The organism is Acinetobacter pittii ANC 4050 (assembly GCF_000399685.1).
In the GTDB taxonomy this organism is placed as follows: Bacteria; Pseudomonadota; Gammaproteobacteria; order Pseudomonadales; family Moraxellaceae; genus Acinetobacter; species Acinetobacter pittii_E.
The window spans coordinates 453,400-467,004 of the sequence record NZ_KB976987.1; the positions used below are offsets into that span (position 1 = coordinate 453,400).

The 13,605-nt window shown below is 38.8% G+C and carries 12 protein-coding genes; 9 read left to right on the forward strand and 3 right to left on the reverse strand.

Features of this window, described 5'->3' with window-relative positions; genetic code table 11:
* Nucleotides 1-150 precede the first annotated feature (150 nt).
* Entirely contained in the window at nt 151-1,302 is a 1,152-nt protein-coding gene (locus F931_RS06085; protein WP_016140524.1) for an alpha/beta fold hydrolase, read from the reverse strand.
* Between the two features lie 359 nt (nt 1,303-1,661).
* On the opposite strand from F931_RS06085, the gene gltS reads away from it, so the two are divergent.
* The 7 genes from gltS (at nt 1,662) to F931_RS06120 (ending at nt 10,471) form a co-directional block, all read left to right on the forward strand.
* On the forward strand, nt 1,662-2,897 hold the full coding sequence (gene gltS / locus F931_RS06090; protein ID WP_016140525.1) for a sodium/glutamate symporter: 1,236 nt from the start codon (nt 1,662-1,664) through the stop codon (nt 2,895-2,897).
* Between the two features lie 193 nt (nt 2,898-3,090).
* The gene (gene kefBC, locus F931_RS06095) at nt 3,091-4,926 is read left to right on the forward strand and encodes a monovalent cation:proton antiporter-2 (CPA2) family protein (RefSeq protein ID WP_016140526.1); all 1,836 of its coding nucleotides are present in this window, start codon (nt 3,091-3,093) and stop codon (nt 4,924-4,926) included.
* A 988-nt stretch (nt 4,927-5,914) separates the two neighbouring features.
* Complete coding sequence (locus F931_RS06100; RefSeq protein WP_016140527.1) at nt 5,915-6,475, forward strand: TetR/AcrR family transcriptional regulator; 561 nt, start codon at nt 5,915-5,917, stop codon at nt 6,473-6,475.
* Between the two features lie 209 nt (nt 6,476-6,684).
* On the forward strand, nt 6,685-7,293 hold the full coding sequence (pqiA, locus tag F931_RS06105; RefSeq protein ID WP_016140528.1) for a paraquat-inducible protein A: 609 nt from the start codon (nt 6,685-6,687) through the stop codon (nt 7,291-7,293).
* Entirely contained in the window at nt 7,290-8,099 is an 810-nt protein-coding gene (locus F931_RS06110) for a paraquat-inducible protein A (RefSeq protein ID WP_016140529.1), read from the forward strand. The genes pqiA and F931_RS06110 overlap by 4 nt, the downstream gene beginning before the upstream one ends.
* A gap of 7 nt (nt 8,100-8,106) precedes the next feature.
* Entirely contained in the window at nt 8,107-9,774 is a 1,668-nt protein-coding gene (gene pqiB / locus F931_RS06115) for a PqiB family protein (protein WP_031945485.1), read from the forward strand.
* Nucleotides 9,764-10,471, forward strand: coding sequence for a PqiC family protein (locus F931_RS06120; RefSeq protein WP_016140531.1), 708 nt, complete (start codon nt 9,764-9,766; stop codon nt 10,469-10,471). The genes pqiB and F931_RS06120 overlap by 11 nt, the downstream gene beginning before the upstream one ends.
* Before the next feature lie 60 nt (nt 10,472-10,531).
* On the opposite strand, the gene uraH is transcribed toward F931_RS06120, so the two are convergent.
* Together uraH and F931_RS06130 are read right to left on the reverse strand one after the other, a co-directional pair.
* Nucleotides 10,532-10,933, reverse strand: coding sequence for a hydroxyisourate hydrolase (uraH, locus tag F931_RS06125; protein WP_005046214.1), 402 nt, complete (start codon nt 10,931-10,933; stop codon nt 10,532-10,534).
* Between the two features lie 11 nt (nt 10,934-10,944).
* The gene (locus F931_RS06130; protein WP_080649582.1) at nt 10,945-11,412 is read right to left on the reverse strand and encodes a GlcG/HbpS family heme-binding protein; all 468 of its coding nucleotides are present in this window, start codon (nt 11,410-11,412) and stop codon (nt 10,945-10,947) included.
* A 125-nt stretch (nt 11,413-11,537) separates the two neighbouring features.
* Here F931_RS06130 and irlR point away from each other — a divergent pair, with 125 nt between their 5' ends.
* A complete protein-coding gene (irlR, locus tag F931_RS06135) occupies nt 11,538-12,209 on the forward strand; it encodes a heavy metal response regulator transcription factor (protein ID WP_016140533.1) in 672 nt (223 codons plus the stop codon).
* Nucleotides 12,206-13,600 (forward strand): heavy metal sensor histidine kinase, encoded by a 1,395-nt coding sequence (gene czcS, locus F931_RS06140; protein ID WP_016140534.1) that lies wholly within the window; start codon nt 12,206-12,208, stop codon nt 13,598-13,600. Before irlR ends, czcS begins: the two co-directional genes overlap by 4 nt.
* Nucleotides 13,601-13,605: the final 5 nt, after the last annotated feature.

Here is a 13,605-nt window from a genome sequence, read left to right on the forward strand (position 1 = left end):
TTTGACCCATAAATTTTTAACTTTTTCCTCTAGAACGTTACAAAAGAGATCAACGCAGTTCTAGAAGATTTGTGCAAAACTTTAAAAATTTAGTGAGAATTAAAGCCAATCTAAGTTGATTAGACTGGTTTTCGCTAATATTTTAATGGATTAATCTGAACGCTCAACTAACCATTGACTCATTTCTGGCCAGACTGTAGTCGGTGCTTGGCTACCCGAAACAACACCCATATGGCCACCCGGTAAGACTTTAAAGGTTTTGTCTTCGCTACTAATCAAATCCATAAGCGGCTTAACAGCCTCAGCGGTCACGATAATATCTGTGCTGCCACCTACTGCGAGTACTGAACATTCAATATCTTTTAGATAGGCTGTAAGCTCACCAAACTTAACGACGCCTTTAGACAGTTCATTATCAATCCAGAAGCGGAGAATAATATCGCGCATGACTCCACCTGGGTAAGCCAGCATATTATCGATAAATGAACTTGAAGTTGCATGGTCGACAATAAACTCTCGGTTATCAAGATTTTTAAAAAGTTCCCAATATGTTTTCAGATTTCCAATCGGGTCCGTTAATTTAAAACCAAGGGTATTTTGCCAGCCGTGGATATGAAATGCTTCACTTGGTACATGATGGCGAATACGAAACGGCGTATGCTTACGAACCCATTCGGCAGGTTTGGTAAGACTACCGTAGAGTTTCCCCATATAACCCGCTTTATGTGTGTCGATAGGGGAAGCAAGAATAATGAGGTTTTTAATATCTTTATCTTTGAACAATGCGGTATAGCAGAGTGAAAGTGCACCGCCTAAACTCCAACCATGTAAAGAAAGCTGTTGTTGACCGCTGTGCAAGCGAACTTGCTTTAACATCTCTGGTATGAAAACTTTAATATAAGTGCCGAAATTGTATTTTGCTTGGTGCCGAGTTGGGACACCCCAGTCGATTAAATAGACATCAAAACCTTGCGCTAAAAAATAGCGTACAAAACTACGCGTAGGAAACAAATCATAAATGAGCATGTTCACTGCTAGCGGTGGAACGATTACTAACGGTACGCGGTGTTTAGGTGTAGATGTGTCAGTCTCATTTCTATAATGGCGTAAGCTAATAATTTCATGCTTATAAATCACATCAAAAGGTGTTTTTCCTGACAAGGCAATTTGAGGGCCTCTGAAAAAGAGATCTGATGCATTGATCAGCATGTGAGGTATTTTTTGACCAGCACGTGTCTGCAGAGATTTTTTAATAGATTGTAGCTGTGGAACGTTCTGACGAACTTTAAGCAATAAACTCATTGAATATAAAACCTGTAAAGATGTTGCCCAGAGCAGTGACGAGCTGGTCTTTTACGGATATTAAATGGAATAAAAGATGAGTTCAGTGACCCAAAAGACAGGATTTTCTGTTTAAGATATCAAGAGAATATTATTTTTAATCAAGGGTTGTTTTACACAAGTTATTGAAAATAAATAATTAAATTGTTTTAAGATCAAAAAATAATTTAAAATATTAAAAATTTAAGCTATTTTTAAGAATAATAAAAAAATATTGGTAGCGTAGTTTTGTAAAGTTTATTTGTGTTTTTTTTACATATTAAAAATAAAAATATAATTATTTTACAATCCGTTAGGAATGTTATTAGAAAGTAGTATATATGGAATTTGTTTTTAATGGTTTTTATACACTAATTTCGGCGGTTATCGTCTTGTTGTTGGGCCGCTTTCTTGTTAATCGGATTGATTTTTTAAAACGCTACAATATTCCCGAACCTGTAGCCGGTGGTTTGGTGGCTGCTGTAGTTTCTTTACTCATCCACACTTTGTGGGGGTACAGCATTGTTTTTAGTAGTGAACTACAAACAAGCTTTATGCTCGTGTTCTTCGCTTCAATTGGTTTAAGTGCCAATTTTATGAAGCTGAAAGAAGGTGGTATGGCTTTAGTCATCTTCTTGGTTTGTGTAGCGTCATTTATTGTTGTGCAAAATGCTGTAGGTATGAGTCTTGCGACTTTACTCGGTCTTGATCCACTCATTGGTTTAATTGCAGGTTCAATTACCTTAACAGGTGGTCATGGTACAGCTGGTGCATGGGGTGAAATTTTAGAAACCCAACATGGTATTCAAGGTGCTTTAGCATTAGGGATGGCGAGTGCTACTTTTGGTTTGATTATTGGTGGTGTGATCGGTGGTCCTTTAGCAAAATTGCTTATCAACCGTTATGGCCTTGCTCAAGCAAAAACCAATGCTGAAATCCAAAATCGTGATACGCATCTTGAACAAAACTCAGATGATCTTGCACCGTTTGAAAACCCGCATCAAGTTCGTTTAATTACAGCAGACAATGCGATTACTACGCTGGGTATGTTTGCAGCCTGTTTAGCATTTGCTGAATTTATGACGGGCTTTAGTAAGGGAACGTGGTTTGAGTTACCAACTTTCGTTTGGGCACTCGGTGGCGGCGTTATCTTAAGAAATATTTTAGAGAGCGTGCTGAAAATTGATATTTTCGACCGTGCGATTGATGTATTTGGTAATGCGTCGTTGTCACTCTATCTAGCAATGGCATTGCTTTCATTAAAGCTTTGGCAACTTGCCGACTTAGCTGGCCCATTAGTTGTAATTTTGGGTGCTCAAACGATTACGATGGCGCTATATGCAGCATTTGTGACATTCCGTGTTATGGGCAAAAACTATGATGCAGCAGTGTTATCAGCAGGTCATTGTGGTTTCGGTATGGGGGCGACACCAACCGCCGTTGCAAATATGCAAGCCATTACCAACATGTATGGTCCATCGCATAAGGCCTTTTTGATTGTTCCACTTTGTGGGGCATTCTTTGTCGATTTAATTAATGCAACAGTTATTCAGCTCATGTTGAAATTTATTGCTTAATTAAAAAAAGCCCGTAAGGGCTTTTTTTATGAGTGCTTATTTATGAATATTTGATTTGTATCTCTAGGCTCAATTTTTATTTTCGGAGGATTTAAGCCATTTTATTTTTAGGATACTTTTTCTCAAAACTAATAATCGCCCTTACACCAAGTTTCACTTAGAATAATTTGCAGATAAATAAAATGAGAAATGTATGAGCTCAGAAGCGCATTCAATTAGCTTGGTTGCCCCAGTGGTTTTATTGGCAGCGGCTGTCATTGCAGTTCCTATTTTTAAACGTATTGGTTTGGGTTCAGTATTAGGTTACTTAATTGCAGGGCTGATTATTGGCCCATTCGGTTTTGCTTTTTTTCAAGATTCTGCCGCAATTTTGCATATTGCCGAGTTGGGCATTGTGATGTACCTATTTGTGATTGGTTTGGAAATGCAACCATCACATTTGTGGAGTCTTAGACGCGAAATTTTTGGTCTAGGTACACTACAGATCATTATTTGTGCACTGGCTTTGACTGGCGTAGGGCTATTATTTGGTTTTACGTGGCAAGTGGCGTTTATTGGTGCGGCAGGGTTCGTCTTAACGTCGACTGCGATTGTGATGCAATTATTAGGTGACCGTGGTGATTTGACTCAGCCACGTGGGCAAAAGATTGTAGCTATCTTACTATTTGAAGATTTACTCATTGTGCCATTGCTGGCTATTGTCGCTTTTATGGCACCGAATCATGTGGTCGAAAGCACATCGGTACGTTTGGAAAATATAGGAATTGGTTTAATCGCAATTGCAGGTCTTATTGCGGCAGGGTATTGGTTACTTAACCCATTATTTAGACTCTTAGCTGCTGCCAAAGCCCGAGAAGTCATGACTGCCGCCGCATTATTGGTGGTGTTGGGCGCCGCGTTACTCATGCAAGTCAGCGGTTTGTCCATGGCGATGGGTGCTTTTTTAGCGGGTGTACTTTTATCTGAATCAACATTTAGACATCAAATTGAAGCGGATATTGAACCATTCCGAGGAATCTTGTTAGGCCTGTTTTTCCTTGGCGTGGGTATGTCGTTGGATTTATCAGTTGTCGCTCAAAACTGGCAGCTTATTGTGAGTGGCGTAATTGCTCTAATGTTTGTCAAAGCGCTCATGATTTATATAGTGGCCCGTATAACTAAAAGTCCTCACACAGAAGCCTTGGATCGCGCTTTGCTCATGGCTCAAGGAGGTGAGTTTGCCTTTGTACTTTTCTCTGCCGCACTCAGTGCACAAGTCATCGATAGTACGGTTAAATCTAATCTCACCGCTATTGTTGTACTTTCAATGGTGTTGACGCCAATTGTAGGTATTATTTTTAAACGTTTTACTCAGACGAAAGCCAATGTTTCACTAGAAAACGTGAATGTTGCTGACGGGTTAAGCGGTAGTGTTTTAATGATTGGATTTGGACGCTTTGGGCAAGTAACCAGTCAACTCTTGTTAGCAAGAGGCGTAGATGTCACCATTATTGATAATAATACTGACATGATTCAAAACGCTGAAAAATTTGGTTTTAAAATTTATTATGGCGATGGCTGTCGCTTAGATATTCTGCATGCTTCTGGCGCTGCAACAGCGCAAGCGATTGTGGTGTGTGTAGACAGTAAGGAAACGACCAATCGAATTGTTGAACTCGTTAGCCATGAGTTTCCTTTAGCGAAATTATTAGTCCGTTCATATGACCGCGAGCATTCACTACATTTAGTCAAACAAAAAGTAGACTTTATGATTCGTGAAACGTTTGAGTCTGCAATTAAGTTTGGCGAAGTGATTTTACAAGAACTTGGCGTAGATGAAGACGAAGTCGTAAGAATTAGCGACGAAATTCGAGATCTTGATAATGAGCGATTTGAAACTGAAATTGCGGCAGACGACGTATATGCCGGAGTTGGTTTGCAATATACACATGCTCATCATCCACGACCAACTGCGCCGTTAATTCGACCGAAACAAGAAGGGCGGATTTTAAACAAAGAAGACGCCTCAGATAATGAGATTCTTAATTAGCATAAAAATATCTATAAAAGTTCTGTTTAGAAGCACTTCTACAAAATCACTATAAGTGATCTAAGAGGGAGTGCCTTTAAAATATGCATCCCTTTAAAGCGGGAGCGACTTCTGCAAAAATTACATTTTATGTATCAAGTTTATTTTTGGGAAAATTACGGTATTTTTTAATTGAATTGTCATAAAGAAAGGATAATTTAAACTCATAACAAAAATTGATGAAGATTGTTGCGAACAATAAAATCAAAAGCAATTTTCACAGACGTGGTCGTGAGGTAATTAGGGCTAATTCGAAAGAGTTGGCTTTTTTGTTTTAATCAATTTTTATCTGCAAAAAATTATATGGGTTGAAATGTTTAGCTTCTTTAAAGTTGAACTTGGTTATTATTAAGATGCAACATCTAATTGAATGAAAAACAATAATTATTTAACTATTTTCTATTCAACCTTACATTGACACTCTAAACCTTGCCGATTATCCTTTGCCTGCTGACCTACATTGTCAGCCGGCTTTGACAGGCTGATTTAGACCGCATCAGAATTATTCCTTCTGAGGAATAGTTTTGTGTGTAAGCTTCTCGTCTCCTCCCGTTGCGGTAGGACGGGAGAGGGACACCCTCGGGTGTGCTGGCGTCTAACCAGTCTGTCAACCTTCTCTCGTTCTGCCACCATAATTATTTGACAGTAATTCGGTAGAACTTCTTTAGACATGAGGAGTCCTCTATGCGTACTATTTCTTCTCTCTCGTTGGCAACCTTTGCCAAAATCTTTACATCTATACCCAACTGGTCTTTAAAACGTTTTAACCGACTCTAGGTTTCGACACCTTAAGAATCAGTACGACTAAAACATAGCAACAATAAACCAGAGATGGGCGAGCACACTATTATTGTGCGGCTTTTGCATGCCTGTATTTAGCACTCATTTTAAGAGTGACGGCATTTTTCTCTCTTTTATATACAACAAAAAATTATTTTAAGCGGTATACATGAAAAATTTAGAATCTTCGTTTAGAGCACTCAGAGTGCTTCACACAGCAAAAGACTTATTTAATTTATATGGATTTAATAAGGTGGGTATTGACCGCATTATTGCTGAGGCCAAAATTCCCAAAGCCACTTTCTATAACATCTTTCATTCAAAAGCACGACTCATCGAGATGAGCCTTACTTTTCAAACAGATGCACTCAAAGTAAAAGTACTTTCAATTTTCAATTCTTATCGTGAGCAAATGGTGCTCGATAAACTCAAGGAGATTTATTTTCTGCATGCCCATCTAGAGGGATTTTACCATTTGCCATTTAAAGCCATTTTTGAAATTGAAAAGCTCTATCCTAATGCCTATAAGGTGGTAATTGATTATCGTAACTGGTTAATTAATGAAATTCATAAGCTACTTTTAACGCTAAAATCGACTGCCTCAGTCCAAGATGCCTATATGTTTTTATTTTTGATTGATGGGGCAATGGTTCAGCTTGCAGGGAAGAATCAGATAGATGATCGAGATAAGCTTTGGGATTACTTTTTACTGATGATTTCTTTGGTTTAAATCAATTAAGGCCCCTTTTTAAGAAAGGGGTTTCTTATATACTTTTCTGTTATTTATATAATTTAATAAACTAGACCGTAGAGTCGTTATTCAATTTTCTCTTGAAGAAATGAGATTAGTTTGGCACATTGCTTAGACGTAGAATTTTATGCAAGCGTTGTAGCAAGCAGTTCTGACACAGTAAAAATTATAAATTTCAGAGTATAACTATGCGGCTTAAAGAATTAGCAGGTTGTGAGGAGTGCGATACAGTCTATCGTAGAACCCCGCTTGCTTATGGAAAAAGAGCTTATTGCGTATGTTGCGGCGCTGAACTCTATCGGCACACCAAGCCTTTTTCGACATTATTGGCTTTAATCTTAACGGCATTAATTGTATTTATTCTTGCCAATAGCTTTCCTATCGTAAAAATTGAATTACAGGGAAATATCTCTGAAACTACCTTACTTGGTGCGGTTTGGGTAATGTTTCATTATGATCGGGCTTTCGTTGGCATACTTATTTTAATTACTACTTTTATTGTGCCGCTTTCCTATCTTTTATTACTTTCCTATGTGTTAGGTACAGTGAGTATATTGAAGAGAAGACCCGTATTTTTGGTGATTGCCTTACGTACACTTTTTTTTATGAGAGTGTGGGGAATGGTTGAGGTATTTTTAATCGGGATTTTGGTCACGCTCGTAAAGTTAATAGGAATGGTGTTAGTCATTCCCGAGATTGCTTTATGGGCATTTGCGATCTTGAGTGTGTTGTTGGTTTATATTACTTCTATAAAGGTGAGTGATATATGGAATGAAATTGATAGGTCACTGCCATGAAAACGATAAAAAACGTGACCCCAACAAAAAGCTCGCAACAAGGTTCGATAATTAAGCAATATCCAAGAGCTAAAGACCTGTCATTAATTGTGTGTCACTGCTGTGGTGTCGTAAATTCTGCTCAAAATGAAAAAAGACGTCTAGGCCAAAGCCATCAGGAGTTACGTTGTATTCGCTGTAATAGCGTACTGCATTCACGTAAACCAGCGAGTTTAAATCGAACTTTTGCCTTAGTGGTGGCTGCAACTATTCTTTATATTCCAGCCAATGTACTCCCAATGACAGTAACTGACTCACTTTTAGGTAGTCAGCAAGATACCATCATGAGTGGTGTCATTTACTTCTGGAAAAGCGGAGACTATCTGGTATCTGTGGTCATTTTCATGGCCAGTATTTTTATTCCCATGTTGAAGCTACTAATTTTGTATTTTTTATTGGTAGCGGTATATCTTCAACAATCAGCAGCTTGGAAGTTTTTACCTGAGCAATGCGTTAAATTATATCGAATTGTCGAATTTATCGGTCGTTGGTCAATGATTGATGTGTTTGTGGTGGCACTATTAACAGCGCTTATTCAGATTCAATCGCTTGCTACTATTTTAGCAGGGCCAGGTTCGATTGCTTTTGGTGCGGTTGTGGTGTTAACGATGTTTGCATCTTTAAGTTTTGACCCACGACTTATTTGGGATAACTTCTACGCATCTCAAAATACAAACAAACCTTCTTCTTTTGCTTCAGAAAAACCAACGATTATTCAGGCAGAACACCCGCCGTTGAATAATGATTCCATTAATCCAAGTCAATAAAAGAACAATGAGTATGTCTGAAAATGAAATAACCCCTGGTAACTCAGATCGTCGTGATACCGATATTGAACTGGATAGCATGAATGATTTACCAGAACCTCAAGAAAAGAAAAGTCGGTGGAAGCCTCTTTTAATTTGGCTTATTCCATTGATTGCTCTTTTAATCGCGCTTTCATTAGCGATAAAAGCGCTCTTGTCTCACGGTCCTACAATTGACGTCTCTTTTAGGACGGCTGAGGGACTGGTTGCTGGTAAAACAACGGTCCGTTATAAACAGGTGGATATTGGTTTAGTACGACAGATTGATCTTTCAGAAGACCGCTCACACGTGATTGCCAGAATTGATTTGCGTAAAGACGCGAGTAACTTTGCAGCAAAAGATTCACGGTTTTGGGTCGTGCGACCACGCATTGGGACGAGTGGGGTTTCGGGCATCGATACTTTATTGTCAGGTTCATATATTGAAGTGGATGGAGGTAAGTCTGAGGAGAAAAAACTTGAATTTACTGGGTTAGAGATACCGCCAGTCATATCTTCAGATGTGCCCGGAAAAATATTTTTCTTAAATGCAGACGATTTGGGATCTTTAGATGTTGGTTCTCCAATTTATTATCGTCGAATTAATGTGGGACAAATTACGGCCTATAAATTATCTGATGATGGTAAAACTGTAGAGCTGCAAACGTTTATTCGCGCGCCGTATGACAAGTTTGTAACCACCGATGCACGTTTCTGGCAGGCAAGTGGGATTGATGTGACCTTAAATGCTTCTGGCTTTAATTTAGATACTCAGTCGCTTGCAAGTATTGTTGCGGGTGGTATTGCTTTTGGATACCCTGAAAACTCACATGCGACCACAGCAGCAAATCATAGCCGCTTTAATCTTTGGGATTCAAAATCTGATGCATTGAAAGATCCGGATGGGCAACCTCGTGGTGTGATTATGTATTTTGATCATTCATTGCGTGGATTGGCAGTCGGTGCGCCAATTGACTTCATGGGCATTGAAGTTGGTAATGTTAAAGCGATTAATGCCGAATTTACTAACGACTATAAACAGATGCGTATGCGTGTTGATGCCGTCTTTTATCCTTCACGTGTTGAAAAAGGTTTGGCACTTAATCCGAATAGTGAAATCTTCAAAGACTTTGTTGAACACGGATGGCGTGCTCAAATGAGAACAGGCAACTTACTCACGGGTCAAAACTATATTGCCCTAGATAAGTTCCCTAAAGCTAAACCAGCCAAATTACAAATTTTGAGTGATGATCGCGTAGTGATTCCAACTACACAGACCGAACTCAGTGGCTTACAAGCACAAGTTTCTCAGATTGCTGACAAGTTAACGAAGTTCCCGTTAGTTGAGATTGGGCAAGATGTACGTAAAACGCTCAACAATATGAACACAGCCATTGCCTCTACCGATAAACTGGTTAAACAGTTAGATGGAAAAGTTGCACCTGGTTTACAAGCAACGCTAGACGATGTCCGTAAAACGGTAAGATCATCTGAGTCTATTTTGTCGAGTGATGCGCCGTTACAACAAGATGTACGTAAAGCATTGCAGCAAATGACACGTGCAGCAGCTTCATTGCAGTTAATGGCAGATTATATTGAACAACACCCTGAATCAATTATTCGTGGTAAAACACCAGAGACCGATGATGAAAAATAAAAACACTCTATCTTTTCAGCATCCTAAAGCAGTCAAATGGCTGCTTGGGAGTGGCCTGTTTTTAACGGCAGTTACCATGACGGCCTGCTCGAGTTCGCCAACACCAAACTATTATACGATGTCTCCTAAAATCACTGCGGCTACAAAAACAACTGTGCAGGTGATTGAAGTATTACCCGTCGGGATTCCAGACCGATTGGACCGTGCGCCTTTAGTGCTACAAGACAGTAGTGGTAAGTCTACGGTGTTAAATAATGAACGCTGGACATCGACTATGGGTACGCAATTACGCGATACCTTGTCGGCGGGTTTACAGCAAAAATTAGGGGCAATTGATAGTTATAGCAGTGGTCTTGCTGGAAACAACCAACCTTTATATCGAGTTTCTACAGACTTTTCTCATTTTGATATTGTAGATAAAAGCTATATTAATATTGCGGTGTTTTGGGTGGTGAAGCGTCAAATACCGCCAACTCAATTAGAGTCAAATAATGCAAAAGTCATCACTAATGCAGGCTCGCAGTTGAATTGTCGAATTGCGTTTAAGCAGCCGATTGATCAAAAAGCTAAAAAAATGGATGCGATTGTGAGTGCTTCAAGTGAGGCCATGACTCAAATTATTAATACGGTTTCTTCTTCAATTGTGGCGCTGGATTCAAATAAAAAATCGGTCATTAGTGATGGTGTTTGTTCGTAAAATCAATCGCTTTTAATCAACCCCTTTATTTGTGCATAACAGATAAAGGGGTTTTCTATTTTAATTGCCTCGATAGGTTGAATAACCGTAAGGGCTAAGTAGTAACGGAATATGGTAGTGGTTTACGCTTCCATCCACTTTAAAAATTACAGGTACTTCAGCAAAAAAAGTTTGTTGTTTGTTCTTTTTAAACCAGTCTTCAGTTTTAAAGGTAACTTTATAAACTCCTTGCTCTAGTTTTTTGTTTTCTGGATAGAGCGCAGTAATACGACCATTTGAATCGGTCACTTGCTGGTTGAGTTTAACCCATTGGTTATTGGTATTTTTTTCTAAAACAACTTCAACTTGTGAAGAGGGCAAACCTGTTTCTAGATTTAACACATGCACACTTAGCGGATTAGTTTGAGCAAACGTAGCTGAAGCAATAAATAACGAAGATAAAGCAATAAATGATTTAGGCATGTTGAAGCTCCTTATGAATGAAAAATAGTTTCAATGGCTTTGCTTGCGCATTGATTGTCATTTTGTGCACCGCCAGCACCCGCAACGCCAATTGCGCCGATCACTTGATTCTCAAAACGGACAGGTACGCCGCCGCCTAACAAAAGTAAATTTGCTACGGTGGTTAAATTTTTTGCATCAGGGTTTTGGTTACTGTTTTGGCTTAAAACCAAGGTCGAGGTTTTGGTAGATAAAGCTGTATAGGCTTTTTTCTCGGCAGCCATTAAATTATGCGGGCCCACCAGTTCATGCCGTTCGGCAGTTAAAGGATTACCGCCACGATCTACAACAACGACCGCAATATTTTGATTTAGTTTTTTGCAGGCCTCTTTCGCACTGTCGGCTAGCAGATGCGCAGTTTTAAGATCTAACGAATAAACTTGATTCAAAGCAGGGGGCTGTGCAAAAGTACTATTACCGAATAGCAAGGCTGTTAACATCAGCCAGTTCAATTTTTTCATGATGATTGCCTCTATGTCGCTTTGAAAATCTTAAACAAATTGCTTAATTTCAAGCATGACAATCACATTACAAAGTTGTCATCTTTCTAATGAGTCTCTACAAAATGCGTATCCTTATTATTGAAGACGAGATCAAGATCGCCACATATTTGGTCAAAGGATTGAAAGAGTCTGGATATCAAGCGGAGTGTGTTCACTTAGGGCTGCAAGGTTTGGAAATGCTAAAGAGAGATCAATATGACTTACTTATTCTTGATGTCATGTTGCCGGACATAGATGGTTGGAGCGTATTACAGGTCTTACGCCAGTTTTCAAAAATTCCGGTGATTTTCTTAACAGCAAAAGATCAGGTAATAGATAGAGTTAAAGGTTTGGAGTTGGGTGCAGATGATTACTTGGCTAAACCATTTTCTTATATTGAACTGTTGGCACGTATTAAAAGCCTGTTAAGACGACAGCTATATCTACAAGAAAATGAGCTGTCTATTAGTGATTTAAAAATGGATGTGGTCAGCCATAAAGTATGGCGTAACGGAAATTTAATTGAGCTGAGTAAGACCGAATTTAATTTGTTGCGTTACCTGTTGCTCAACAAAGAGCAAATCGTGACGCGCAGACAAATTGGTTCCGAAGTTTGGAATATTAACTTTGACACAGATACCAACTTTATTGATGTCGCTGTACGCCGTTTACGAAGCAAAATTGATGAGGGATATGAATTAAAACTCATTCATACCATACGTGGTTTGGGCTATAAAATTTCGGTTAGCTTATGAAATTTAAATTTCTGCGTTCTCTGGAAGTCCGTATTACATTATTGGTCACGCTTTGTTCTGCCTTAATTTTATGTTCAGTCGGCTTTATGACCTATTTAGGTATTAATCAAATTTTGTTAAAGCAGCAAGATAAAGCTTTAGCAGACAGAATTAACCGTTTGGAAATTTTGCTGCAAGATAGCGAAAATGTAGAGCAAATCATTGCGCGTCCTAAGCTGTATCAAAACATGCTTGGCAATCAAGACAACTTGTTTTTACTCACTCATAAAGACAAAACTTTAATTAATATCAATCCACTGCATATTCAGTTACCTGAACTTGCACAGCGCAATAGCCTTCAATTTCAAGATTTAGTGAACAAACCATATCCAACGCGAATTGCGTGGAAAACCATAAAAATTAATGACGAACCTTATCTGCTCATTGCAGGTAAACAGTGGTCGGAACGCATCAATATTATTTTACCTTTTCAAGAAAGTCTCTTGCTGTATGTGGTCGGGGGCGTGTTTGCAATCTTTGTGCTTTGCATTTTAGCGTGTCATTTAGGTTTACGGTCGCTGCAACAGCTTCGCAAGCAAACTCATTCTATTAACGTAAATCAGCTCCAGAAAAGATTAAACCTATCAAATTCTCCTTTAGAAGTTGAGCTACTTTCAAAAGATATAAACCATATGCTTGAGCGTATCGAAAAGGGCTATACGCAGCTCAACCGTTTTTCTGAAGATATCGCTCATGAGTTCCGTACGCCTTTAAATAATCTGATTGGGCAAACCGAGATTGCTTTAACTGGCGAACGCTCGGTTGAGCAATATCAAGATTTACTGGTGTCTCATTTAGATGATTACCACAGATTAAAACGCATGATTGATAGCATGCTTTTCTTGGCAAGAGCCGATCAGAAAATGGTTCTTGTAAACAAACAAGAAATAAATATCCAAGATGTTATGGATAGGCTATGCCAGATTTTTGAATATCAAGCTGAAGAACAAGAGTGTCATTTTAGTTTTAACTTAGAGGCTAAAAATTTATTTGCAGATCCTGAGCTATTTCAAAGAGCAGTTTATAACCTGATTTTAAATGCGCTGGTTCACGGTGGTGACAAGCGGACTATTTATATCGCAACTAAACATAAGATGATTGAACATAAGGAATGGGTCAGCCTGACTGTGGTAACGGGTGGTGTTTCAATTGCTGATCATCAACTTGAGCATCTTTTTGAAAGATTCTACCAATGCCATTCAAGTCGAAGTGATGAGAATCAAACAGGTGGATTAGGTTTGTCGATTGTTGCTTCTATTATGGATCTACATCATGGTCTCTATCGAGTTTATAACACGGTCGAGGGTGTGTGTTTTGAGCTTGATTTTCCTATTTTAAACTCTACACCATAGTCCCC

Bases quoted from the DNA above. Each gene is read 5' to 3' on its own strand.
- F931_RS06085 (WP_016140524.1), bottom strand. From the start codon at position 1,302: ATGAGTTTATTGCTTAAAGTTCGTCAGAACGTTCCACAGCTACAATCT.
- gltS (WP_016140525.1), top strand. From the start codon at position 1,662: ATGGAATTTGTTTTTAATGGTTTTTATACACTAATTTCGGCGGTTATC.
- kefBC (WP_016140526.1), top strand. From the start codon at position 3,091: ATGAGCTCAGAAGCGCATTCAATTAGCTTGGTTGCCCCAGTGGTTTTA.
- F931_RS06100 (WP_016140527.1), top strand. From the start codon at position 5,915: ATGAAAAATTTAGAATCTTCGTTTAGAGCACTCAGAGTGCTTCACACA.
- pqiA (WP_016140528.1), top strand. From the start codon at position 6,685: ATGCGGCTTAAAGAATTAGCAGGTTGTGAGGAGTGCGATACAGTCTAT.
- F931_RS06110 (WP_016140529.1), top strand. From the start codon at position 7,290: ATGAAAACGATAAAAAACGTGACCCCAACAAAAAGCTCGCAACAAGGT.
- pqiB (WP_031945485.1), top strand. From the start codon at position 8,107: ATGAGTATGTCTGAAAATGAAATAACCCCTGGTAACTCAGATCGTCGT.
- F931_RS06120 (WP_016140531.1), top strand. From the start codon at position 9,764: ATGAAAAATAAAAACACTCTATCTTTTCAGCATCCTAAAGCAGTCAAA.
- uraH (WP_005046214.1), bottom strand. From the start codon at position 10,933: ATGCCTAAATCATTTATTGCTTTATCTTCGTTATTTATTGCTTCAGCT.
- F931_RS06130 (WP_080649582.1), bottom strand. From the start codon at position 11,412: ATGTTAACAGCCTTGCTATTCGGTAATAGTACTTTTGCACAGCCCCCT.
- irlR (WP_016140533.1), top strand. From the start codon at position 11,538: ATGCGTATCCTTATTATTGAAGACGAGATCAAGATCGCCACATATTTG.
- czcS (WP_016140534.1), top strand. From the start codon at position 12,206: ATGAAATTTAAATTTCTGCGTTCTCTGGAAGTCCGTATTACATTATTG.